This is a genomic window from Lysobacter sp. F6437, from assembly GCF_052547215.1.
This window is the reverse complement of sequence record NZ_JBQWRB010000002.1, coordinates 25695-47740: the sequence shown is the minus strand read 5'-3', so window position 1 is coordinate 47740 and position 22046 is coordinate 25695. Positions and strand designations below refer to the sequence as shown.

The window sequence follows — 22046 nt, the reverse complement described above, 5'->3', positions numbered from 1 at the left end:
CATGGACTACGCAGGACTGGACTATCGCAACATCCGCTATCCGGTCGACCGGCCGCTGACCGATGAAGAGCGTGCGCATCGCTACCGACAGAAGGCGACGAGCAATGCGCCGCCGATGGACTTTCTCTCGGTTATCAGCCTCAACAGCAGTTACATCGAGTTGGTGGATCGTTGGTACCCGATCAAAGGGTTCAATGCGTGGTTGGGGGCGTGTATCGCGGCACTGAGTACGGCGATCTCATGCGTTGTCGTGTGGGCGTTTTTCTATGCTCCAGCAGAACCCGATGAACAATGGATGTTCTGGGTCATGCCTATCGTGTTTCTTCCCATCACACTCGGCATGGTTTGGGGGGGCTGGTGGCTGATTCGCACTGAATGCGGCCGCTGGACGCACTACCCCATGCGTCTGAACCGCAAGAGCCGGCAGGTGCATGTGTTCCGGCAGGATGGCACCGTGCTGACCGTGCCTTGGGACGATTTGTTCATCACCCTCGGCACGGCGCGGGCGCCGCTTACCGGCACCACCTACGACCTGCGTGCGCACGTGCTCGACGCCGACGGCAAGACCGTGCGCGAGTCGTTCTCCCTCGGCTACACCTTTCCCGGCAAGGCAGAGTCAATGGACAAGTTCTGGGCCTTCTTGCAGCCGTACATGGAAGCGCCGGATGGCGACGAGCGCACCTACAAGCATCTAGAAGATGGCATGTTGATGCCGCTGGACGGGCGCAAGGAAGGCTGGCGCTGGAGCATCGCGCGGGCCTTCGCATTTATGGGGCATTGGCCTTGGATGCAGTTGTTGTTCTGTGTCCCCTTCGGCTTGACCGCCGTCGGCCGCATGTTTGCGATGGCGACCAGCAAGCAGCCGCAGTGGCCGGCGGACATTGAGGCCGCCAACGTCATCGACCCGGACGACCCCTATCAGCTGATCTGGCGCGACAACGGCCCGCTGGGCTGGTGGGAGCTGTGGTACCCCATGATCTGCACCCTCCTGGGCGTTGGCACATTCGTCGGTGTGATCGTCGCGATGTTCCTGACCATGGGCGACTGAGGCAGCAACGGCGGCCTGGCCCGCTACCGGCTGGTGATCGAGCCGTCGCTGAGTTTCCTCGGCCGGAGTCTGGACCAGTAGAAGGTTCAGGGAGGGCATGCCTGGGTAGGAGCTCTGTACATCGGCTCAACGTTTGCCGCCGGTGTTTCCATGCTTGCATTCACGACACTGGGAGTATGGCTATTCGGTGCAGCCTGCCTTCTTAGGTGCTATCGGATTCATGCTGGTCAAGTTCTGGGAATAGGGAACGCCTCGTCGTGCACCGGCCAGGCGGCAGAGCGACAATGCACGATTCTAGTCGCCGCCGCCTCTCCAATGACCCCCACGCAGTTCCCCGACTACCCCTTTACCCCCCACCGCTTCGGCGTCCGCCACGACATCGCGATGAGCTACCTCGACGAAGGCCCGCGCGATGGCGAGGTTGTCGTGATGCTGCACGGCAATCCGTCGTGGAGCTTCTACTGGCGGCACCTGGTGGCGGGGCTGTCGGACCGCTACCGCTGCATCGTGCCCGACCACGTCGGCATGGGGCTGTCGGACAAGCCGGACGATTCGCCGGATGCGTCGCCGCGCTACGACTACACGCTGCACTCGCGCGTCGATGACGTCGAGGCGCTGCTGGACCACCTCGGCATCGCCGGGCCGGTGACGCTGGCGGTGCATGACTGGGGCGGGATGATCGGCTTCGGCTGGGCGGTGCGGCACATGGCGCGGGTGCGGCGACTGGTGGTGCTCAATACCGCGGCGTTTCCGTTACCAAAGGCCAAGCCGATGCCGTGGCGGTTGTCGCTGGGGCGGGACTCGCGGATCGGTGGATGGCTGATCCGTCGTTTCAATCTGTTCGCACGTGGCGCGGCGTGGTTCGGCACGGAGCGCTCGCTGCCCGCGGCGGTGCGGCGTGCCTACATCGCGCCGTACCAGGGCTGGGACAACGCGATCAGCACGTTGCGCTTCATGCAGGACATTCCGCTCGAAGCCGGCGACGCCGCATGGCCACTGGTGGTCGAGGCGGGGCGGCGGCTGCCGGAATATGCCGACCGGCCGGTGTTCATTGGCTGGGGGTTGCGTGACTTCGTGTTCGACAAGCACTTCTTGAAGGGCTTCAGCGAGGCGTTGCCGGGGGCGCAGGTGCAGGCGTTCGAGGATGCGGGGCATTACGTGCTGGAGGACAGGCACGAGGTGCTGGTGCCGGCGATACGGGGGTTCCTGGATTCGAATCCGGTGGGGTAGTGCGACGGTTTGTAGTAGGAGCGGCTTCAGCCGCGATCGGAGAGTCGGTCGTCCGTGCCGATTCCAGATCGCGGCTGAAGCCGCTCCTACAGGAGCTTGGATTCACGGCTCAGGCGGCGATGTCGTCGCCAAACCAGTCGGCGGGTGTGAGGATGGGCAGGCCGTGGGCGAGGCGCGACTTGTCGCACTTCTCGCTGGCTTCGCCGAATTCCCATGAGGCGGGGACCTCGCGGCAGACGCTGGACTTGATCGGGTGGATCGCGCAGCGGGCGCGCACGCCGATCTCGGCATCCAGGGCGATGCAGCGCGGCTTCTCGGCCCAGGTGCCCCGCATGACGACGCGGTGTGGGCCGAACGGTTCGGTCAGTTCCGGCGGCACGGTGCCGCCGACCGCGGGGTCGGCTTCGGACCAGTGGAAGCTGACCCGGAAGTAGGCGCAGCAGGCACCGCAGGTCAGGCAGGGGTGGGGCATCGGGGCGCCGCTCGGCAGGCCGGGGCGCCGGGGGGCAACCGCAATCGGTCGCGGGATTTTCGGGATTTTTCGTGGCCGCGCAAGTGCCGGTATCGACCTCGCGTGGTCGGGATTCATGCGATGCGCGGCGACGTGCTCGCCCGGTCCGGAACCAGCGGCGACAATGGGCGGCATGACCGAGCCCTGCAACATCGCCGCGGCGCTGCCACGCCTGGCCGCCGACCAGCCCGACCGGGTCGCGATCCGCTGCCCCGGCAAGCGCGGCGCCAATGGCATGGCGCGCTACGACCTGACCCTCACCTACGCTGAGCTCGACGCCCGCAGCGATGCGATCGCCGCCGGTCTGGCGCGGCATGGCGTGGTCCGCGGCAGCCGCGCGGTGGTGATGGTGCGGCCGTCGCCGGAGTTCTTCGCGCTGATGTTCGCGTTGTTCAAGGCCGGCGCGGTGCCGGTGCTGGTCGATCCGGGCATCGACCGCCGTGCGCTGCGGCAATGCCTCGACGAGGCGCAGCCGCACGCCTTCATCGGCATCCCGCTGGCGCACCTGGCGCGGCGGCTGCTGGGTTGGGCGCGGTCGGCGCGGATCCACGTCACCACCGGCCGCCACGCATGGCCGGGCGAGGTGACGCTGGCGCGGGTCGAGCGCGATCGCGAAGGCGCGGGCCCGCAACTGGCCGCGACCGCGCCCGACGACGTCGCCGCGATCCTGTTCACCAGCGGCTCGACCGGGGTGCCGAAGGGCGTGGTCTATCGGCATCGTCATTTCGTCGCGCAGGTGGCGATGCTGGGCGAGGCGTTCGGGATCGAGGCGGGGGGAGTCAACCTGCCGACCTTCCCGCCGTTCGCGTTGTTCGACCCGGCGCTCGGGGTGACCTCGGTGATCCCCGACATGGACCCGACCCGGCCGGCCAACGCCGACCCGCGCAAGCTGCACGACGCGATCGCGCGGTTCGGGGTCGACCAGTTGTTCGGCTCGCCGGCATTGATGGCGGTGCTGGCGCGGTTCGGTGCGCCGTTGCCGACGATCAAGCGGGTGATGTCGGCCGGCGCGCCGGTGCCGGCCGAGGTGGTCGCGACGTTGCGCGGGCTGCTGCCGGACGACGCGCAATTCTGGACCCCGTACGGCGCGACCGAATGCCTGCCGGTCGCGCTGATCGAAGGCCGCGAACTGCAGACCACGCGCGAAGCGACCGAACGCGGCGCCGGCACCTGCGTCGGCCGCCCGGTGGCGCCGAACGTGGTGCGGATCATCCGTATCGACGATGCGGCGATCGGCATGTGGGACGACGCGTTGTGCGTCGCCGATGGCGAGGTCGGCGAGATCACCGTCGCCGGGCCGACCGCGACCGACAGCTATTTCAATCGCGATGCGCAGACGCGATTGGCGAAGATCGAGGAAGTGCTTGCCCTCACCCCAACCCTCTCCCCCGAGCGGGAGAGGGAGCAAGAGCAGGGCGCAGCGGTTGTTCTCCCTCTCCAGCCTGCGGGAGAGGGTCGGGGTGAGGGAGCGAGCGCAGCTACCCGGACAGTCCACAGGATGGGCGACCTCGGCTATTTCGATGGCGAGGGTCGGCTGTGGTTCTGCGGGCGCAAGTCGCACCGGGTCGAGAGTGCCGCCGGTCCGCTGTACACCGAGCAGGTCGAGCCGGTGTTCAACGTGCATCCGCAGGTGCGGCGCACGGCGTTGGTCGGTGTCGGCGAGCGTGGTGCGCAGGTACCGGTGCTGTGCGTGGAACTGGTCGAGGGCGTGGCCGCGCGTGAGTGGCCACGGGTCGAACGCGAGCTGCGCGAGATTGGCGGGCAGCGTCCGCACACCGTGGGCATCGCGCGGTTCCTGCGGCACAAGTGCTTCCCGGTCGACATCCGACACAACGCCAAGATCGGTCGCGAGAAGCTGGCGGTGTGGGCCGCGAAGCAGCTCGCGATCGTGTCCCCCCCTACTTCCTCCGGACTGTAGGAGCGGCTTCAGCCGCGATCCGGAGTCGGCGCGGGGGAACGATTGCCCGATCGCGGCTGAAGCCGCTCCTACAACAGCAATAACCGCGGCAGGCGGATCGGGCAGGACGTGGCGGCAGGAACCCACCCACATAGAATGCCCGCATGAAGATCCTCGTAACCGGCGGTGGCGGCTTCCTCGGCCAGGCCCTGTGCCGCGGCCTGCGCGAACGCGGACACGAAGTGGCCAGCTTCAACCGCGGCCACTACCCCGAACTCGACGCACTCGGCGTCACTCAGCTGCGCGGCGACTTGGCCGACCGTGACGCCGTCATCCATGCCGCTTCCGGTTGCGATGCCATCTTCCACAACGCCGCCAAGGCCGGCGCGTGGGGCGCGTACGACGACTACCACCGCGCCAACGTGCTCGGCACCCGCCACGTGCTCGACGCCTGCCGCGCGCAAGGCATCGGCCGCCTCGTCTACACCTCGACCCCGAGCGTCACCCATCGCGCGACCCATCCGGTCGAAGGCCTCGGTGCCGACGAGGTGCCGTACGGCGAAGGCTTCAAGGCACCGTACGCGACCACCAAAACCATCGCCGAGAAGGAAGTGCTCGCCGCCAACGACGCCACCCTCGCCACCGTCGCCCTGCGCCCGCGGCTGATCTGGGGCGTCGGCGACAACCAGTTGCTGCCACGGCTGGTCGAGCGTGCCCGCGCCGCTCGGCTGCGGATGGTCGGCGACGGCGACAACCTCGTCGACACCACCTACATCGACAACGCCGCGCAGGCGCATTTCGATGCGTTCGATGCGCTGGCCCCGGGAGCTGCCTGCGCCGGCCGCGCCTACTTCATCAGCAACGGCGAACCGCGGACGATGCGCGAGACGCTCAATGGCCTGCTTGCCGCCGCGGGCGCGCCGGCCGTGGACAAGACCCTGCCGTTTCCGCTGGCCTATGCGATCGGAGCGGTCTGCGAAGGATTGTGGTCGACGCTGCCGTTGAAGGGCGAGCCGCCGTTGACGCGTTTCCTCGCCGAGCAGTTGGCGACCGCGCACTGGTATGACATGGGGCCGGCGCGGCGGGATTTTGGTTATGTGCCGCGGGTGGGGTTTGACGAGGGGTTGGCGCGGCTGCGTGCGGCTTGGGGAGCGGGGGGCGCTTCGTCGTAGTGGTGATGGGGTGTGCGGCGTTGTGGGTCTGGAAGTGCAGCCGAGTTCGCGACTTACGTCGCTCCTACAGGGAGGGCGTTGGGAATCCGGTAGAGACTGTCCATGTCTCCGACAGGCAACGCTTTTGCTTTGCGCAGCAACACCCGCCTGGGCGACGCTGCCTCCCGGAGCCGCCAAAGCCTCCCGGGCGGCCAGCGCATTCGCGAGTAGTCCGGATATCCGATCGCGGCTGAAGCCGCTCCTACAAAAGCGGGGGGCGCGGAACGAGAGCTCGGCGAGGACAGGACGTCCGTAATCGCCGGGAGCAAGAATCGGGGGTCTGGAGGGCAGAAGTGCGATTTGGCGGCGCGTGCGGGACCATCGCACCCGCCCGGCTAGAATGCGCCGATGACTGACTCCCCCTCTTCACCGTCGCCGCTGGGCAGGCTCAAGCCCGTTGCCGGGCACGCGCTGGAAATCGCGCTCAACCGCGCGCTGGCGCTCGACCCCGATACCCGCGACAGCCTGCGTGCGCTCGACGGCCGCCGCGTTGCCCTGCGGCTGACTTCGCCGCCGCTGGCGTTGCAGGTGACAGTCAATGGTGAGCGCCTTGAAGTCGGCCCCGTCGACGGCGAGAGCGAGCCCGACCTGTCGGTGCGCAGCACGATTGGCGGACTGATCTCGCAACTGCCGTTCCTGCGCAACGACGACGCACCGCCGGTCGGACAGCTCCGGATCGAAGGCGATGCCGACCTCGCACGCCGCCTGCAACGGCTGGCCGAACGTTTCGACCCGGACTGGCAGCAACCGTTCGCGCGCGTGTTCGGTGACGTGGTCGGCGTGCAGGTTGCCAACGCGCTCGCCGCCGGTCTGCGCCATGCGCGCGTCGCCGCGAAGGAGTTCGCCGGCAACGCCGCCGAGTTCGTCACCGAGGAATCGCGCGACGTGGTGCCGCGCGACGAACTCAACGCTTTCCACGATGACGTCGATGGACTGCGCGACGACGTCGAGCGCGCCGCCGCACGCATCGCCGGCCTGCGCGCCCGAGTCGGTGGCGACGCATGAAGTCGTTCTTCCGCGCTTGGCGGATCGGTCGCGTGCTGCTGCGCTACCGCCTCGACGACCTGCTCGACGGTACGCCGGCCGAACGCTGGCTCAAGCTCGCGCGCCCGTTCGTGCCGCGTGCGTCCAGCGAGATCGCCGCGCAACCGCGCGGCGCGCGGCTGCGACTGGCGCTGCAGGAACTCGGGCCGATCTTCGTCAAGTTCGGCCAGATCCTCTCGACCCGCCGCGACCTCGTGCCGCCCGACGTCGCCGAGGAACTGGCGTTGCTGCAGGACCGGGTCGCGCCATTCGATGGCGATGCCGCGCGCGCGATCGTCGAGGCCGCGCTGGAGCGGCCGGTGGCCGAGGCATTCGCCACGTTCGACACCACCCCGCTGGCGTCGGCCTCGATCGCCCAAGTGCACGCGGCGACCTTGCCGACGGCCGACGGGACACCCGGCCGCGAAGTCGTGGTCAAGGTCCTGCGCCCAGGCATCAAGCGCCAGATCGCGCAGGACATCGCCCTGCTCAACGCGATCGCCGGCGTGGTCGACCGCACCCATCCGAGCGCCGACAAGATCCGCCCGCGCGAGATCGTGATCGAGATCGAAAGCACCCTCGCCGCCGAACTCGACCTGCAACGCGAAGGCGCCAACGCCAGCGTGCTGCGGCGGTTCTGGCTGCATAGCGACGACCTCTACGTGCCCGAGGTGATCTGGACCCACACCGCCGACCGCACGCTGACGCTCGAACGCGTGCACGGCATCCCGTCCGACGACATCGCCGCGCTCGACGCCGCCGGCATCAACCGCCCCGCGCTCGCGGCGAAGGGCGTGCGGGTGTTCTACACCCAGGTGTTCCGCGACAACTTCTTCCACGCCGACGCCCACGCCGGCAACATCTGGGTCGACAGCGACCCGGCGCGCAAGCACAACCCGCGCTTCATCGCGCTGGATTTCGGGATCATGGGCCAGCTGTCGGACGAGGATCAGTACTACCTCGCCGAGAACTTCATGGCGATCTTCAACCGCGACTACCGCCGCATCGCCGAACTGCACGTGCGCGCCGGCTGGATGCCGCCGCACATCCGCATCGACGAGCTGGAAGCGGCGACGCGCGCGGTGTGCGAGCCGTACTTCACACGCCCGTTGAGCGAGATCTCGCTGGCCGAGGTGCTGCTCAAATTGTTCCGCACCGCGCAGCGTTACGAGCTGACCCTGCAGCCGCAGCTGATCCTGCTGCAGAAGACCCTGCTCAACATCGAAGGGGTGGGGCGCCTGCTCGACCCGAAGCTGGACATCTGGGCGGTCGCGCGGCCGGTGCTTTCGAGGATCCTGGTCGAGCGCTACAGCCCGCAGCGGTTGCTCGGCGAGTTCAGGAAGCGGTTGCCGGAGATGGTGACCCACGCGCCGGAGATGCCGCGGCTGCTGCACGCCTGGCTGACCCAGCAGGTCGAGGGCAAGCACGAGCTGAAGATGCAGTCGCGCGACCTCGCCGAACTGAGCCGCAACCTGCGCGAGGCGCACAAGAGCACGGTGGCGGCGATCCTCGGGGTCGGCCTGCTGATCGTCGCCGCGGTCTTGCATGGGCTGGGCGCCGGCGGCCCGACGTTGTGGTCGGTGCCGCTGTCGTCGTGGATTGCCGGCGTTGGCGGATTGTGGGCGCTGCTGGCCGCGTGGCCGCGGCGGTAGTCATGGTGGCGGGAATCCTGTCGATCGCGGGGATCGCCCCTGCGTGCACAGCCGGGCGTGCGCGCGCTTTTGTAGGAGCGGCTTCAGCCGCGATTGGAGAGTCGGTCGCCCGCGTCGATTCCAGATCGCGGCTGAAGCCGCTCCTACAACTGTCCCATCAGCAACAACCCCATCAACCGCGCCGGCGGCAACCCCGGCGCAAGCGGGTGCCGTCGTGATCGACCCCGCCCTCGCACTCGGCGTCCTGTACGCCGACGACCACCTCGCCGTGGTCAACAAGCCCGCCGGCCTGATGGTCCACGACAGCGCCCTCGCACGCGGCGAAAGCGACTTCGCCGCCGACCGCCTGCGCCTGCAGTTCGACAAGCCGATCTTCCTGGTCCACCGGCTCGACCGCGCCACCAGCGGCTGCCTGCTGCTGGCATTCGATCGCGACACCGCCTCCGCGCTCGGCAAGGTGCTGATGTCGCGCGAGGTCGAGAAGGACTACTGGGCGGTCTGCCGCGGCTGGCCGGAAGTCGACGATTTCACCATCGATCATGACCTCGACGGCGGCCCCGGCAAGCTGCTGAAGAAGCCGGCGATGACGCATTTCCAGGTGCTCGCGCGTACCGAGTGCGACTGGCCGTCGGCTGGCTTCGACACCTCGCGCTACGCCCTGCTCAACGCGCAGCCGCAGACCGGCCGCTTCCGCCAGATCCGTCGCCATCTCAAGCACGTGTTCCATCATCTGATCGGCGACACCAGCCACGGCGACGGCCGGCACAACCGCAGCTTCCGCATGATCGGCGTGCACCGGATGCTGCTGCACGCGCGGCGGTTGGCGTTCGTGCATCCGCACAGCGCAACGCGGATCGAGGTCGTCGCGCCGGTCGATGCGGAGTTCGGGAAGGCATTGGCGCTGTTCGACGGTTTCGACCCTGATGCCCTGTAGGAGCGGCTTCAGCCGCGATCTCGAATCGGTACCTGCGACCGACTCTCCGATCGCGGCTGAAGCCGCTCCTACAAAAGCATGCGCTGGGCTGGCTCCGACGCGCGGTCGGGGGCGCGAAACGATGGGTCCGCGGCGGTGCCCTAGAATCCCCGCATGATCGAGGTCGGCTCCATCCGCATCCCCGAGTCCGAGCTGGTCGAGCGCTTCGTGCGTTCCGCCGGGCCGGGTGGGCAGAACGTCAACAAGGTCGCGACCGCGGTCGAGCTGCGGTTCGACATCGCCAACTCGCCGTCGTTGCCCGAACCGGTGCGCGAGCGCCTGCTGGCCCGGCGCGACCGCCGTGTCACCGGCGACGGCGTGCTGGTGCTGTCGGCGCAACGCTTCCGCACCCAGGACCGCAACCGCCAGGACGCCCGCGAGCGGCTGGCCCACTTCATCGAGGCTGGCCGGCACGCGCCAAAGAAGCGGGTCGCGACCAAACCGACCCGCGGTTCGAAGGAGCGCCGGCTGGCGGGCAAGCGCGAACGCAGTACGATCAAGCAGGGGCGCACCCGACGCGACTGGGACTGACACCGACCGATGCATCCACCGACCGACGACGTCGTGCCGCCGCTGCCGCCCAACGTGCCGCGCGTGCCGCCCAACCGCTTCACCCGTAGGCTCGGCCGCACCGTATTGCGACTCGGCGGCTGGCGGCTGGCCGGCCAGTTCCCCGACCTCCCGCGGGTGGTGCTGATCGGTGCGCCGCACTCGTCCAACTGGGACGGCGTGTGGGGCTTCGCGGCCAAGCTCGCGCTGGGGCTCGACATCAAGATCCTCGGCAAGCACCAGTTGTTCTGGGGACCGCTGGGGCCGCTGATGCGCTGGCTCGGGATCATCGCGATCAACCGCAGCGCGGCGCGCGGGGTGGTCGAGCAACTGGCGTCGCGGATCGACTCGGCCGACCGGTTCTGGCTCGGCATCGCCCCGGAGGGCACCCGCAAGCCGGTCGAGCGCTGGAAGACCGGCTTCTGGAAGATCGCCCACGCGGCACGGGTGCCGGTGCTGCCGGTGTACTTCCACTACCCGGACAAGGTGATCGGCATCGGCCCGGCGTTCACCACCAGCGACGACATGGAGGCCGACCTCGCCCGCCTGCGCGACTGGTATCGGCCGTGGCAGGGCAAGCACCACGGCACGTCCTGACCGGCCCGACGGCCCGGGTTGCCGGATTGGCACGGCATTTGCGTATGTTTTGTGACCGGGTTGGTGTTTTCCGACCCGGCCACGAGCGGCCAGCGGATGGCCGCGGAGCCTGCAATGTCGGTCCCGGCGTTCCAACCCGAGTTCGCGACCCCGGCGCCGTGCCCGGACGGGCGGGGCTGAGCGATGGCGATCGCGCCCTGGTTCGTCTGTGGGCCGGCCGCGCTGCTGGCGGCGCTCGGCCACCGGCGTGGCCCCGAACCGACCGTGCCGACCCCGGCCGAGGACTGGCGGACCGCGGTCGTCGACGTGGTCATCCCGGTCCGGCGCGACCAGCACACCATCATCCATTGCCTGACCTCGCTGCTCGGCCAGACCCGGCAACCGCGGCGGGTGATGCTGGTCGATGACGGCGGCATCGGCCGCGACCACGGCCTGCAGCTGGCCCGCGAGTTCGCCCGCGCCAACGGCATCCACTTGCAGATCGTCACGCGCACCTGGTCGGTCGGCAAGGCGGTCACGATCAAACGCCAGGCGCGCCAGTTCGACGGCGACGTGCTGTTCGTGCTCGACGCCAACACCGTGCTGGCCTCGCCCGACTACATCGAGCGCTGCGTGCGCGAGCTGTACCAGGGCGTCGGCATCGCCAGCGCCTGCGGCACGGTCGAGCCGTTGCGGCCGGTGCAGCGGCGGGCGATCTCGACCCGGCCGCCGTTCCAGCGCTGGCTCGGCGATGACGCCTGGCGCGACCCGCTGGTATCCGACGACCCGCTGCACCATGCCTGGCGCTGGCTCGGCGATGGCTACCGCGCACACGTCGCGCGGTTGCAACAGGGTTTCCTCGACTGCGGCCTGATGTGCCAGTGCGGCGGCATCGAAGCGCCCTCGGGCGAGGCGATCGCCTACCGGCGCGGCTACCTCAAGGACATGTTCGACCGCTACGAACCCGTGCGCGGCGACGACCTGACCGCGGTCGAGGACCTCTTCATCGCCCGCGCGCTGGCGACCGAGGGCTACCGCAACATCCGCCTCGCCGACGTGGTTGCGCAGGTGCAGTACCCGGAGTGGCAACACCTGCCGCGGCAGGCCTGGCGCTGGACCACGGCGTTGCTGCAGAACGACATGTACTTCGACCCGCTGCTGCGCACCCCGCTGGTCGCGACCCGCCACCGGCTGCGCCAGTGGTTGCGTCGCCGTGGCCGCGCGCGACGCGGCCAGTCGTCGTCGGCCGACCAGCGCCATGTCCGCGAGGCCTACCGGCAGCCGTTCGGCGAGCGCGTCACCCTGCAGCGGGGCCGGCCGATCGGTACCGGCATGCTGCTGCTGGCGCTGGAACGGATCGGTTACCCGGTCACGGTGGTGGCGCTGGCATTGGCCGGCGCGTGGGGTGCATTGGCATTGATGGTCGGCATCGAGGTGGCGCTGACGCTGGCGATCACGCTGCGGCTGGCCGGGCCGGGCCATCGCTGGACGGCGCTGCTGCAGGGGCTGGCCGCGACGCCGCTGCGCTACGCCCTGATCCTGCTGGATCCGCCGGCGATGCTGTGGTTCGCCGGCCGCCTGTGGCTGGCCCGCAAGCACCGCTGGTACGTGCAGCGCGAGAACGACGGCGACCGGCGCGCCGCGGCACGGGCATTGCGGCGCTGAGCAACACGGCGGCCGGCGTGCTCAGCGCTCCGAATGACCGGTCGCGTCGTAGCCGGTGCGCACGAACAGGTCGGGCCTGATCAACTCGGTGAACGCGCGCGCCTGCGGGCTCAGGTACTTGCCCTTGCGCACCACCACGCCGTAGGTCCGCTCGGGAAACCAGGCCGCAAGCGAGCGCGACGCCAGCCGATTGCGATCGGCCTCGGTCAGGCAGATCGCGGTGACGATGCTGATCCCCAGCCCCATCGCCACGTACTGCTTGATCACCTCCCAGCCACCGACCTCCAGCGCCACCGTGTACGGCACCCGGTTGCGCTGGAACACCAGGTCGACCATGCGGTAGGTGGTCAGCCGCTGCGGCGGCAGGATCAGTCCGTACGGCGACAGGTCGTGCAGGTCGAGGTCCTTCTTGCGGGCGAGCGGATGGTCGGGCGGGGTGATCAGCATCGGCTCGAAGCGCGCGACCGGGGCGTAGTCGAGGTCGGCCGGGACGTCGAGCATCGAGCCGACCGCCAGGTCCACCGCGTCCGAGCGCAGCAGCTCCAGGCCGCCGGCGCCGGTGACGTTGTGCAGGTTGAGCCGCACCCCGGGCTGCGCGGCGCGGAACGCGGCGACGATCTCCGGCAGCAGGTAGAGGATGGTGGAACTGCCCGCGGCGACGTGCAGCTCGCCGGCGTCGAGCCCGCGCAGTTGCTCGCGGAATGCCGTGTCGAGGCCTTCGAAGCCCTCCACCAGCGGCCGCGCCAGTTCGTAGAGGGCCTCGCCCTCGCGGGTCATCACCAGCCGCCGGCCGCTGCGCTCCAGCAGCCGCGCGCCCATGTCGCGCTCCAGCGCCTGCAACTGCAGCGTCACCGCCGGCTGGCTCAGGAACAGCGCCTCGGCCGCGCGCGATACCGAGCCCAGCCGCACCGCCTGGCAGAACGCCCGCAGCGGTTTCAGGCGGTCGCCCTTGTAGGCGTAGCGCATTTTTCCAGACATCCCGCGCCCTTGTAGGAGCGGCTTCAGCCGCGATCGAATCATTAAATATAAGTAGATCAAATACAAATAATAGAAAAATCTGAATTGTCATATACAAGACGGCAGCGCATGTTCGGCCTCCAGAGCAGATCAACCAGGAGTGCAGGCATGTCGTCAGCGGTGGCCCTGAAGCAGGACTCGATGGAAACGGCCGGCGATCCCGGCGCGGCAGTGCGCGTGACCGCGATCGCCCCCGGCCAGTCGCAATTGCTGACCCCGGCTGCGCTGGCGCTGCTTGCCGATCTGCACCAGCGCTTCGAACCCGCCCGCCAGGCCCGGCTCGCCGCGCGCCGCCGGCGCCAGGCCGGTTTCGACGCCGGCCAGTTGCCGGACTTCCGCGCCGACACCCGCGCCCTCCGCGAATCCGACTGGACGGTCGCGCCGCTGCCGGCCGCGCTGCTCGACCGCCGGGTCGAGATCACCGGCCCGGTCGACCCGAAGATGGTCGTCAACGCCCTAAACTCCGGCGCCAACTGCTTCATGGCCGACTTCGAGGACAGCACCTCGCCGACCTGGGCCAACCTGGTCGCCGGCCAGCAGGCGCTGCGCGCGGCGGTTGCCGGCACCCTGGAACACACCTCGGATACCGGCAAGCACTACGCGCTGAAGCCCTTCGCCGAGCAGGCCGTGCTGCTGGTGCGCCCGCGCGGCTGGCACCTCGACGAGAAGCACGTGCTGGTCGGCGGCGAGGCGATGTCGGCCAGCCTCTTCGACGCCGGCCTGTTCGCGTTCCACAACTCGGACGTGCTCGCCGCGAAGGACCGCGGACCCTATTTCTACCTGCCCAAGCTCGAATGCATGGAAGAGGCGGCGCTGTGGAACGACGTGCTCGGCCACATCGAGCGCGCGCTGGGCCTGCCGGCTGGGCAGATCAAGGTCACCGTGCTGATCGAGACCCTGCCGGCGGCGTTCGAGATGGACGAGATCCTGCACGCGCTGCGCGGCCGCATCGCCGGCCTCAACTGCGGGCGCTGGGACTACATCTTCAGCTACATCAAGACCCTGCGCGCGCATCCGGAGCGGGTGCTGCCCGAACGCGGCCAGGTCGGCATGACCGCGCCGTTCCTGCGCGCCTATTCCGAACTGCTGATCCAGACCTGCCATCGCCGCGGCGCCCACGCGATGGGCGGGATGGCCGCGCAGATCCCGATCGGCAACGACCCGGCCGCCAACGACGCCGCCCTCGCCAAGGTCCGCGCCGACAAGCTGCGCGAGGTCACCGCCGGCCATGACGGCACGTGGGTCGCGCACCCGGCGCTGATCCCGCTCGCCCGCGAGGTGTTCGACGAGCGCATGCCCGGCGCGAACCAGCAGCTGCTGCGCCGCGCGGACGCCTGCGTCGGCCGCGATGACCTGCTCAAGCCGGCGGTCGGCACCGTCACCCGCGCCGGCTTCGACGGCAACGTCGAGGTCTGCGTGCGCTACCTCGCCGCCTGGCTCGACGGCAACGGCTGCGTGCCGATCCACTGGCTGATGGAGGACGCCGCCACCGCCGAGATCGCCCGCGCGCAGCTGTGGCAATGGCTCCACCACGCCGATCTTCCCGCGCACGGCGCGGCCCGCCAGCTTGGCGCCGGGACGCCGGCATCGCCACGAGCCATCCGCGAACCGTTGCATCTCGATGACGGCACCCCGATCGATTTCGCGCTGCTCGACCGGGCCCTGTTGGCGCTGCCGAGCAAGCTCGGCGACCGCCACCAACTGCCCGGCGCCAGCCGCATCAACGAGGCGATCGGGATGCTCGACCGCCTGTGCCACGCCGACACCCTCGAGGACTTCCTGACGATCCCCGCCTACCGCCGCCTCGACTGACCCGCGATTTCCTCCTGTCCCACCGGACTCCCTGCCGTTGTAGGAGCGGCTTCAGCCGCGATCCGAAGCCGGCGCGGGCGATCAACCACCCGATCGCGGCCGAAGCCGCTCCTGCAAAGCCCGGATACACGCAGCCCACATCCGCCCACCCAAGGACCCACCGCCATGACCACCCAGCCCACCGCCGAGCAACTCCGCCACCAGTGGACCACCGACCCGCGCTGGGCCGGCGTCCAGCGTGCGTATTCCGCCGAGGAAGTCGTGCGCCTGCGCGGCACCGTCACCGTCGAGCACAGCCTCGCCACCCTCGGTGCCAACAAGCTGTGGCAATCGCTCAACACCGAGCCCTTCGTCAACGCGCTCGGCGCGATGACCGGCAACCAGGCGATGCAGCAGGTCAAGGCCGGCCTCAAGGCGATCTACCTGTCGGGCTGGCAGGTCGCCGCCGACGCCAACCTCGGCGGCCAGATGTACCCCGACCAGTCGCTGTACCCGGCCGACTCGGTGCCGGCGGTGGTCAAGCGCATCAACAACACCTTGCTGCGCGCCGACCAGATCCAGCATGCGGAAGGGCAGGACGACATCGACTTCCTGCAGCCGATCGTGGCCGACGCCGAGGCCGGCTTCGGTGGCGTGCTCAACGCCTTCGAGCTGATGAAGGGCATGATCGAGGCCGGCGCCGCCGGCGTGCATTTCGAGGACCAGCTCGCGTCCGCCAAGAAGTGCGGCCACATGGGCGGCAAGGTGCTGGTGCCGACCCGCGAGGCGGTCGAGAAGCTGGTTGCCGCGCGACTGGCCGCCGACGTCATGGGCGTGCCGACCCTGATCGTCGCGCGCACCGACGCCGAGGCCGCCGACCTGCTGACCAGCGACATCGACGACAACGATGCCGAATTCACCACCGGCGAGCGCACCGTCGAAGGCTTCTTCAAGACCCGCAAGGGCATCGACCAGGCGATCAGCCGCGGCCTCGCCTACGCGCCGTACGCCGACCTGGTCTGGTGCGAGACCGGCAAGCCGGACCTGGAGTTCGCCCGCAGGTTCGCCGAGGCGATCCACGCCAGGTACCCCGGCAAGCTGCTGGCCTACAACTGCTCGCCAAGCTTCAACTGGAAGGCCAATCTCGACGACGCCACCATCGCCCGGTTCCAGAGGGAACTCGCGGCGATGGGCTACAAGTTCCAGTTCATCACCCTGGCCGGCTTCCACGCGCTCAACCATTCGATGTTCCAGCTCGCCCACGGCTACGCGCGCCGGCAGATGAGCGCGTTCGTCGAGCTGCAGCAGGCCGAGTTCGCCGCCGCCGAGCAGGGCTTCACCGCGGTCAAGCACCAGCGCGAAGTCGGCACCGGCTATTTCGACGCGGTGACCCAGGTGATCCAGGGCGGCCAGTCCTCGACCATCGCGCTGAAGGGGTCGACCGAGGAGGAGCAGTTCGCCGGCCGCCGCGCCGCCGCCTGACACCACCTTCCAGCCTTCCACCCGCCGCCGCGGATACCCCTGCGGCCGGCTTGGCCGCCCCACGCGGGATAGTGCGTTGACTGTTCAGGTCAGGTGCTATCCTGCCTCTCCACGGAACCGGGGGTCGTGGGATGAAAGGTGATACCGCGGGGTCGATCCTGGCCCGCGAACAAACCAGCCAGGCCCGCCTGATCGATCCGGGCGCGCGCGTTGCCCTGCCTGACTCCGACACCGCCGAGCTGTCGCCGGAGGAGTACGCGCTGTTCGCGTCGGTCGCGCGGGTGCGCCGGGTCTACGCCGGCGAGGCGCTGTTCCGGCGCGGCGACCTTGGCACCACGATGTACGTGGTCACCCACGGCACGATCGAGCTGGACTTCGGCGACGACCTCATCAGCAAGTGCCTGGTCCCGCGCGAGTTCTTCGGTGAGCTCGGCCTGCTGATCGGCGACCATGCGCGCAGCGCCGATGCCCGCGCGATCACCGATGGAGAATTGCTGGAACTGCGCCACGAGGAGTTCCAGCGGCTGGTCGAGCGCAGCCCCGAGCTGATCTCGCATTTCCTGCGCCGCGCGATCATGCGCGTGGTGCTCAACGAGCAGGCGCTGATCCGTCGCCTGCGCCGGCGCAACCAGGACCTGCAGTCCGCGCTCGACAGCCTGCGCGCCACCAGCCACCAGCTCAGCCAGACCGAGACGCTGATCCGCATCGACGAGCTGACCGGCCTGCACAACCGCCGCGGCCTCGCCCAGCACCTGCAGGAACGCCGCCGCAACGACGCCATCGGCGGCCTCGGCCTGCTGCTGGTCGACTGCGACCGCTTCAAGCACGTCAACGACGAACACGGCCACCTGGTCGGCGACCGGGTGTTGCAGGGCGTCGCCAACATCCTGCGTTCGGTGGTCGGTCCAGGCGACATCGCCTGCCGCCTCGGGGGGGACGAGTTCTGCCTGCTGGTCAAGGCCGATAGCCGTGAGGAGGTATTGCGGTATGCGGAGTTCGTGGTCGGGACCGCGCATGGCCTGATGCAGATGCCGCACACGCCGCCGCTGATCTGCAACCTCAGCCTGGGTGCCTGCCTGGTCGACCGGCGTGGCGAGTGGAACGACTGGTACGCCCGCGCCGACGCCGCGCTGTACCGCGCCAAACGCCTCGGCGGCAACCGGTTAGAGTGGCAGGACGACGCGCCGGCCCCGGCGTGAGCAACCCAAGCCGATGAACGTCCAGCCGACCGCCGTCGCCACGCCCACCGTCGAACCCCGCGACGTGCCGCAACTGCGCACGATCCTGCTGACCGACCTGGTCGATTCGACCGCGTTGGTCGAACGGCTTGGCGATGGCGCCGCCGCCGAACTGTTCCGCGCCCACGACCGCCTCGTGTTGCAGCTGCAGAACGAATGGCGCGGTCGCCTGATCGACCGCTCCGATGGCCTGCTGTTGCTGTTCGAGCGTCCCATCGATGGCCTCGGTTTCGCGCTCGATTATTTCCGCGGCCTGCAGCAGATCGGTGCGCCGCACGACGTCGACCTCAAGGCGCGGGCCGGCCTGCATGTCGGCGAGGTATTGAGTTGGCGCAACAGCGACGAGGCGGTGCGCGTCGGTGCCAAACCCATCGAGGTCGAGGGCCTGGCCAAGCCGATGGCCGCGCGCCTGATGACGATGGCGCGACCCGGGCAATTGCTGATGTCGGCGGTGGCCGAGCCGCTGACCCATCGCGCCGCGCGCGAACTGGGCGAACGTGGCCAGCATCTCGTGTGGAAGTCGCACGGTCGCTGGCGTTTCAAGGGCGTGCCGCAGCCGCAACAGATATTCGAGGTCGGCGAGCCCGGCATCACCCCGCTGCGCGCCCCGCCCGGAGGTCCCAAGGCCTGGCGCGACATCCCGTTGTGGCGCCGACCGGCCGCGCTGGTGGCCGAGCTGGCGCTGGTCGCAGTGATAGGTTTCGGGGCCTGGTTCGCGACCCGCCCGCAGCCGGCGATCGCCTTCAACCAGCGCGATTGGGTGGTGCTGGCCGACCTGCGCAACCTGACCGACCAGCCGCTGCTGGATGACTCGCTGGAGCAGGCATTCCGCATCAGCCTGGCGCAGTCGCGCCACGTCAACCTGCTCAGCGACCTCAAGACCCGCGACACCCTGGCGCGGATGCAGCGCGAGCCCGACACCGGACTCGACCGCGCCATCGCCTCCGAGATCGCGATCCGCGACGGTGCCCGCGCGGTGATCCTGCCGACCGTCGCCGAAGTCGGTGGCCGCCTGCGGGTCAGCGTCGAACTGATCGACCCCAACAGCCAGACCACGGTCTACTCCGACTATGCCGATGGGCGGGGCCTCGAGTCCGCGCTGGCTTCGATAGACCAGGTGACCGCAAGCCTGCGGGGAAAGATGGGTGAAGAACTGGATGCGTTGCAGGCAAACTCGATGCCGCTGCCGAAGGTCGCGACCGAGGACCTGGACGCGTTGCGGGCCTATGCGCTGGGAATGCAGGCCCTCGACGAAGGTCGCTATTCGATGGCGATTGATCATCTTGAACGAGCGACCGCACTCGACCCCGGCTTCGCGATGGGACATTTGGGCTTGGCGCAGGTTCTTCTTTCAGCCGGTGATGAGGTAAACGCAAAGAAGTCGATCAGCGAAGCGATGCAGCTGCGCGAGCGACTGCCCACCCATGAGCGGTTGACGGTGGAGGCCCTGGCGGCTGGTTTCGGCCCACAGGCGGAGCAGGCGTCAGCGAAGGCGTGGCGGACATTGGCCGCGATGTACCCGGATGATTTCCAGGCTTTGGAGAACCATGCGTGGATGGCTTTCTCCATGGGCGATTACGACGACGCGCGCACCGCTGCCCTGGCTGCCACGTCCCGGCACAATCCCCTGCGCGCTGCGGCATTGAACATGCTCGGCCGCATCGAACTCGCACGGGAACACTACGCCGATGCCGTCCGCCATCTGGTCGAGTCCGGTGAGATCGCCGGGTCAGGGCCCAGCCGTCAGCACGTGGTGGCCTTGGCCGCCCAGCGGCGGTTCGCCGACGCCGATGCATTGGCGGCGAACATGGAGAACCCGGATATCGGCACGGTCGGCCTGATCCGTCGGCTCGACCGGACCGCGGTGGCGCTGGACGGGGGGCAGTGGAGTCGTGGTCTGGCGATCGCCAACGAGGGCATGGTCGCGGCGCGCGAGGTGAACGAATTCCTGGCCGTCGAACTGGCATTCGTCGACCTTGCCGCGCGGACGCTGCATGCACCGGACACGGTCGAAGCGACAGAGTACCGACGGGTGTTTGACACTGCCGCGGCTGCGGCCGATCAGGCCGATCATCCAAACCGTGCCGAATTCGCCTACGTCGCGCTCGCAAGCCTGTACCTTTCCCAGCGCCACGGGGATAAGGCAGTGGTTGAGCAGGCATTGCCCAGGATCGAACCGGTTGCCGAAACCATGGGTTCGTCACGATTGCGACAGTTGCTCATGATTGTCGAGGCCGGCCAGTTGCGGTTGCAGGGCCAGCCCGGTGCGGCCGTGTCGAAACTGCAGGCCATGGTCGACGGCGACGAACTGTTCCAGGTGCACGTGGCGCTGCGCGACGCCCTGCTGTCCGACGGACAGTTGGACCTGACACTGGAGGAAGATCGCTGGATCGCCGCGCGGCGCGGGCTGGCCTATACCGAGCCGGCGGGTGCCCAAGCGCTGCAGTTGCTCAATGTTGTAGACACCAATCTGGCCCTGCTTGATTCCGCGGAAGTACAGCAGCAGGCCGGCCAGCCACAACAGGCGCAGGCGTCATTGGTGGAGTTCCAACGCGCCTGGCCTGTTGCGACCTGGCCCGATTATTTGCGCCGCAGGGTGGTCGCCACGTTCCCGGCTTCGAAACAGTCGCTGCATCGCTTGAACGTAAACGGCGATTCCAGGTAACTCTTGAGCTGTGTCCGCGCGGCCATGATCTCGGCTTTGGGCGCGATACGGCCGACTTTGCCGAAATCCTGCGCAGGCAGGTCTTTCGCCGGCGCGTAGCCAACCTTGGTGAGCGCTGCGGCCGCGTCCTTCTTGAACAGTCGACGGAACTCGTTGTCGCTGCCGAGCAGGTCCAGCAGCTTGTCCGCCGTCTTCGAGTCCAGCGGCACGTGGCCCCCGGTTGCCTTCTTCGTCGCCATCCCCTTCCCCCCATTCGCCCGTTGCGGGCGTGTCGTTGCAGAATCTAGCCGTGGGGTAGTGACGTTACAACCGGCATCCGCCGGCCATCAGGGGCTTTCATGCAGATCCGCAGGTGTTCGATCGTGTTGCTTGAGCCGCGCGAGGAGGTGGGCTTCGACCTGGACAACCTGTTGTCGGGTGGCAACGGATTGAACCGGACCCACCGCTGGGTCGCATTGGCACCCCACCTTGAAGCCGCGGTGGACGTTAGTGCCGGCGAACGCGAGCTGCTCGGCCGCCTGAGCCCCACTGACTGGGTGGACACGAAGGCGCTTGCCGGCGACGCGGAAACGGTCAGGCAACTGCTCAAAAGCGGGCTGGTGGTCGCGCGTGGCAAGCGCCACGCCGCCCACCGGGAGCGCGACGAGCGCCTGCGCGAGACCCAATGGCATCCACTCGCGGCAACGTTCCATGCGTTCACCCGCTGGAGCACGCTCGACACCGTCCAGGGCATGCGCGACAGCGGCACCGAAACCCCGGAGCAGATGCGCGCGGCATTCGGCCCGCCGCCGGTGGCCGCACCCAGCCGTGGCGAGGCGTCCTCGTCAGTGCCGCTGCCCCGCGCGGAGCCGACCGCGTTCGACCAGCTGCTCGGCCGGCGCGTGACCTGCCGCAATTTCGACGCCGCCCGGCCGCTGCCGCGCGCGTTGTTCGCGCAGTTGCTGCAGCGGGTGTTCTCGGTGCAGGCCCAGGTCCACGCCTGCGAGGACACCGTGTTCGTCAAGAAGACCAGCCCCTCGGGCGGTGGCCTGCACCCGGTCGAGGCCTACCTGCTGGTGCAGAACGTGGAGGACGTGGCGCCCGGCCTGTACCACTACCACGCGCTCGACCACGCGCTGGAGCCACTGCCGATGCCGGCGTTGCCGCTGCGCGGGTTCGCGATGCAGGCGGTCGCCCACCAGCACTGGTTCGCCGACGCCCACGTACTGGTCGTGCTGGCGCCGCGCTTCGACCGCACGTTCTGGAAGTACCGCCAGCATGCCAAGGCCTATCGGGTGATCGCGCTGGAAGCGGGACACCTGTCGCAGACGCTGTACCTGTCGGCGACCGAAGCGGGCCTGGGCGCCTTCATCACCGGTGCGATCAACGAGGTACCGATCGAGCGGGCGTTCGGGCTCGACCCGGTCCGCGATGGCGCGATGGCGGTCTGCGGCTTCGGTTGGCGCGGCGAGGCGATGGAGACCACGGAGCTCGACCCGGTCGGCGTGATATGGGAAACGATGGCCGCCGCTGATTGAG

The 22046-nt window shown here is 68.8% G+C and carries 18 protein-coding genes; 15 read left to right on the top strand and 3 right to left on the bottom strand.

What is annotated here, in order from left to right; genetic code table 11:
• The first annotated feature begins 1 nt into the window (after position 1).
• Together ACT9F5_RS08735 and ACT9F5_RS08730 are read left to right on the top strand one after the other, a co-directional pair.
• Positions 2–1048 carry a DUF6708 domain-containing protein gene (locus ACT9F5_RS08735; protein WP_445119563.1) on the top strand — a complete coding sequence of 349 codons (1047 nt, stop codon included), beginning with the start codon at positions 2–4 and terminating at the stop codon, positions 1046–1048.
• A gap of 315 nt (positions 1049–1363) precedes the next feature.
• Entirely contained in the window at positions 1364–2278 is a 915-nt protein-coding gene (locus tag ACT9F5_RS08730) for an alpha/beta fold hydrolase (protein ID WP_445119562.1), read from the top strand.
• Positions 2279–2387: 109 nt separating this feature from the next.
• On the opposite strand, the gene ACT9F5_RS08725 is transcribed toward ACT9F5_RS08730, so the two are convergent.
• Complete coding sequence (locus tag ACT9F5_RS08725; protein ID WP_445119561.1) at positions 2388–2750, bottom strand: YkgJ family cysteine cluster protein; 363 nt, start codon at positions 2748–2750, stop codon at positions 2388–2390.
• Between the two features lie 172 nt (positions 2751–2922).
• Here ACT9F5_RS08725 and ACT9F5_RS08720 point away from each other — a divergent pair, with 172 nt between their 5' ends.
• The 8 genes from ACT9F5_RS08720 to ACT9F5_RS08685 all read left to right on the top strand — a co-directional run bounded on the left by ACT9F5_RS08720 (position 2923) and on the right by ACT9F5_RS08685 (position 12335).
• Positions 2923–4707 (top strand): fatty acid CoA ligase family protein, encoded by a 1785-nt coding sequence (locus ACT9F5_RS08720; RefSeq protein ID WP_445119560.1) that lies wholly within the window; start codon positions 2923–2925, stop codon positions 4705–4707.
• Between the two features lie 143 nt (positions 4708–4850).
• Positions 4851–5858, top strand: coding sequence for a 2-alkyl-3-oxoalkanoate reductase (oleD, locus tag ACT9F5_RS08715; RefSeq protein ID WP_445119559.1), 1008 nt, complete (start codon positions 4851–4853; stop codon positions 5856–5858).
• A 387-nt stretch (positions 5859–6245) separates the two neighbouring features.
• A complete protein-coding gene (locus tag ACT9F5_RS08710; protein WP_445119558.1) occupies positions 6246–6902 on the top strand; it encodes an SCP2 sterol-binding domain-containing protein in 657 nt (218 codons plus the stop codon).
• The gene (gene ubiB / locus ACT9F5_RS08705) at positions 6899–8572 is read left to right on the top strand and encodes a ubiquinone biosynthesis regulatory protein kinase UbiB (protein WP_445119557.1); all 1674 of its coding nucleotides are present in this window, start codon (positions 6899–6901) and stop codon (positions 8570–8572) included. The genes ACT9F5_RS08710 and ubiB overlap by 4 nt, the downstream gene beginning before the upstream one ends.
• 214 nt (positions 8573–8786) lie before the next feature.
• The gene (locus ACT9F5_RS08700) at positions 8787–9506 is read left to right on the top strand and encodes a pseudouridine synthase (RefSeq protein WP_445119556.1); all 720 of its coding nucleotides are present in this window, start codon (positions 8787–8789) and stop codon (positions 9504–9506) included.
• A gap of 153 nt (positions 9507–9659) precedes the next feature.
• A complete protein-coding gene (arfB, locus tag ACT9F5_RS08695) occupies positions 9660–10076 on the top strand; it encodes an alternative ribosome rescue aminoacyl-tRNA hydrolase ArfB (RefSeq protein ID WP_445119555.1) in 417 nt (138 codons plus the stop codon).
• A 9-nt stretch (positions 10077–10085) separates the two neighbouring features.
• Positions 10086–10691 (top strand): 1-acyl-sn-glycerol-3-phosphate acyltransferase, encoded by a 606-nt coding sequence (locus ACT9F5_RS08690; RefSeq protein ID WP_445119554.1) that lies wholly within the window; start codon positions 10086–10088, stop codon positions 10689–10691.
• Positions 10692–10874: 183 nt separating this feature from the next.
• Positions 10875–12335 (top strand): glycosyltransferase, encoded by a 1461-nt coding sequence (locus ACT9F5_RS08685; RefSeq protein ID WP_445119553.1) that lies wholly within the window; start codon positions 10875–10877, stop codon positions 12333–12335.
• A gap of 21 nt (positions 12336–12356) precedes the next feature.
• On the opposite strand, the gene ACT9F5_RS08680 is transcribed toward ACT9F5_RS08685, so the two are convergent.
• Complete coding sequence (locus ACT9F5_RS08680; RefSeq protein ID WP_445119552.1) at positions 12357–13301, bottom strand: LysR substrate-binding domain-containing protein; 945 nt, start codon at positions 13299–13301, stop codon at positions 12357–12359.
• 159 nt (positions 13302–13460) lie between these two features.
• Here ACT9F5_RS08680 and aceB point away from each other — a divergent pair, with 159 nt between their 5' ends.
• The 4 genes from aceB (at position 13461) to ACT9F5_RS08660 (ending at position 20528) form a co-directional block, all read left to right on the top strand.
• On the top strand, positions 13461–15164 hold the full coding sequence (aceB, locus tag ACT9F5_RS08675) for a malate synthase A (RefSeq protein WP_445119551.1): 1704 nt from the start codon (positions 13461–13463) through the stop codon (positions 15162–15164).
• 165 nt (positions 15165–15329) lie between these two features.
• Positions 15330–16625 (top strand): isocitrate lyase, encoded by a 1296-nt coding sequence (gene aceA / locus ACT9F5_RS08670; protein WP_445119550.1) that lies wholly within the window; start codon positions 15330–15332, stop codon positions 16623–16625.
• 131 nt (positions 16626–16756) lie between these two features.
• Positions 16757–17824 carry a diguanylate cyclase domain-containing protein gene (locus ACT9F5_RS08665; RefSeq protein ID WP_445119549.1) on the top strand — a complete coding sequence of 356 codons (1068 nt, stop codon included), beginning with the start codon at positions 16757–16759 and terminating at the stop codon, positions 17822–17824.
• Between the two features lie 13 nt (positions 17825–17837).
• Positions 17838–20528, top strand: coding sequence for a putative peptide modification system cyclase (locus ACT9F5_RS08660; protein ID WP_445119548.1), 2691 nt, complete (start codon positions 17838–17840; stop codon positions 20526–20528).
• Here ACT9F5_RS08660 and ACT9F5_RS08655 read toward each other — a convergent pair.
• Positions 20444–20767, bottom strand: coding sequence for an NHLP-related RiPP peptide (locus ACT9F5_RS08655; protein WP_445119547.1), 324 nt, complete (start codon positions 20765–20767; stop codon positions 20444–20446). The genes ACT9F5_RS08660 and ACT9F5_RS08655 overlap by 85 nt on opposite strands.
• Positions 20768–20866: 99 nt before the next feature.
• Here ACT9F5_RS08655 and ACT9F5_RS08650 point away from each other — a divergent pair, with 99 nt between their 5' ends.
• Entirely contained in the window at positions 20867–22045 is a 1179-nt protein-coding gene (locus ACT9F5_RS08650; protein ID WP_445119546.1) for a putative peptide maturation dehydrogenase, read from the top strand.
• The last annotated feature ends 1 nt before the right edge of the window (position 22046 follow it).

Excerpts from the sequence above, each read along its gene's own strand:
- ACT9F5_RS08735 (WP_445119563.1), top strand. The coding sequence starts at position 2 with ATGGACTACGCAGGACTGGACTATCGCAACATCCGCTATCCGGTCGAC.
- ACT9F5_RS08730 (WP_445119562.1), top strand. The coding sequence starts at position 1,364 with ATGACCCCCACGCAGTTCCCCGACTACCCCTTTACCCCCCACCGCTTC.
- ACT9F5_RS08725 (WP_445119561.1), bottom strand. The coding sequence starts at position 2,750 with ATGCCCCACCCCTGCCTGACCTGCGGTGCCTGCTGCGCCTACTTCCGG.
- ACT9F5_RS08720 (WP_445119560.1), top strand. The coding sequence starts at position 2,923 with ATGACCGAGCCCTGCAACATCGCCGCGGCGCTGCCACGCCTGGCCGCC.
- oleD (WP_445119559.1), top strand. The coding sequence starts at position 4,851 with ATGAAGATCCTCGTAACCGGCGGTGGCGGCTTCCTCGGCCAGGCCCTG.
- ACT9F5_RS08710 (WP_445119558.1), top strand. The coding sequence starts at position 6,246 with ATGACTGACTCCCCCTCTTCACCGTCGCCGCTGGGCAGGCTCAAGCCC.
- ubiB (WP_445119557.1), top strand. The coding sequence starts at position 6,899 with ATGAAGTCGTTCTTCCGCGCTTGGCGGATCGGTCGCGTGCTGCTGCGC.
- arfB (WP_445119555.1), top strand. The coding sequence starts at position 9,660 with ATGATCGAGGTCGGCTCCATCCGCATCCCCGAGTCCGAGCTGGTCGAG.
- ACT9F5_RS08690 (WP_445119554.1), top strand. The coding sequence starts at position 10,086 with ATGCATCCACCGACCGACGACGTCGTGCCGCCGCTGCCGCCCAACGTG.
- ACT9F5_RS08685 (WP_445119553.1), top strand. The coding sequence starts at position 10,875 with ATGGCGATCGCGCCCTGGTTCGTCTGTGGGCCGGCCGCGCTGCTGGCG.
- ACT9F5_RS08680 (WP_445119552.1), bottom strand. The coding sequence starts at position 13,301 with ATGCGCTACGCCTACAAGGGCGACCGCCTGAAACCGCTGCGGGCGTTC.
- aceB (WP_445119551.1), top strand. The coding sequence starts at position 13,461 with ATGTCGTCAGCGGTGGCCCTGAAGCAGGACTCGATGGAAACGGCCGGC.
- aceA (WP_445119550.1), top strand. The coding sequence starts at position 15,330 with ATGACCACCCAGCCCACCGCCGAGCAACTCCGCCACCAGTGGACCACC.
- ACT9F5_RS08665 (WP_445119549.1), top strand. The coding sequence starts at position 16,757 with ATGAAAGGTGATACCGCGGGGTCGATCCTGGCCCGCGAACAAACCAGC.
- ACT9F5_RS08660 (WP_445119548.1), top strand. The coding sequence starts at position 17,838 with ATGAACGTCCAGCCGACCGCCGTCGCCACGCCCACCGTCGAACCCCGC.
- ACT9F5_RS08655 (WP_445119547.1), bottom strand. The coding sequence starts at position 20,767 with ATGGCGACGAAGAAGGCAACCGGGGGCCACGTGCCGCTGGACTCGAAG.
- ACT9F5_RS08650 (WP_445119546.1), top strand. The coding sequence starts at position 20,867 with ATGCAGATCCGCAGGTGTTCGATCGTGTTGCTTGAGCCGCGCGAGGAG.